The 912-nt window shown below is 40.7% G+C and carries 1 protein-coding gene; it reads right to left on the bottom strand.

Annotated elements, in window-relative coordinates; translation table 11 throughout:
- Positions 1-72 precede the first annotated feature (72 nt).
- Positions 73-819, bottom strand: coding sequence for a carbon-nitrogen hydrolase family protein (locus ACQEXS_RS22470; RefSeq protein WP_427015274.1), 747 nt, complete (start codon positions 817-819; stop codon positions 73-75).
- Positions 820-912 lie beyond the last annotated feature (93 nt).

Raw genomic sequence — 912 nt, 5'->3', positions numbered from 1 at the left:
GACTTGGGTATAGGACACCAACGGAGTATATTCATGCGCATCTGTAAAAAGTGTCGCACTTCAAACTTGATACTAAGTTTTAGTAGCCTCGAGCTCATTGCCAGCAATGGTACACAAAACCAAACCACTTTCTTTCTCGCTAGAGCTAATAACGAGCTTCCCAAATGAATCCCAAACTGAACTTTTACCACAAGTTTCCCAACCACCTGTTTCTGATATATGGTTGCTTAGAAGTACAGGGATTCGGTGTTCTAAAGCAATTTCGGATAGAATTTTAGAATCAGGGGTAAAGCCATTACCAGAAATTAGAGCACTTACAACATAAGCATCCGCACCGAGCTTTTTAACCCGCTGAGAATGTTCTGGTGTTGTGAAGTCGGCACAAATAGCCAGTGCTATTTGATGCCCATTAACAGTAAAAAAGTAATCGGTCATCCCAAAAGAACAATACTTCTCTTCGCCTTCATGCAGATATTGCTTTGAATAAAATTGGACTGAGCCATCGGGAAAACAAACTACCGCACCTATTGTTGGCTTTGAGGAATTGTTAGCTTTTAGCGGACAACCTGCAATAACTATAATCTCATTTTCAACTGACGCTTGAGATAGTTCTTTAAAACTCAACGGCTCAGGCGAAAAAGCCAGCTCAGCAACCAAGTCTAGCTCATAGCCCGTCAATGATAATTCCGGAAAAACGACAACATCAGCTTTGTAAGAAGATGATTTCTTGATCATTTTAATATGATTTTCAATATTCCCACATAAGTCGCCTCTCACGACCGGGATTTGAGCCAAGCTTATAGTTACACCAGTTTTCAAGTTTCCTCCTTAAAACATAACGCCGCATTAAGGTGCGAACAACGCTAAACACCTAACCCAAACTGCTGCACCTTAAACACTAAAACCAAGTTT

Source organism: Vibrio sp. TRT 17S01 (genome assembly GCF_050113695.1).
GTDB lineage: Bacteria > Pseudomonadota > Gammaproteobacteria > Enterobacterales > Vibrionaceae > Vibrio.
Note: the sequence above shows the minus strand (reverse complement) of the source record. Positions and strands in the feature narration are given on the sequence as shown.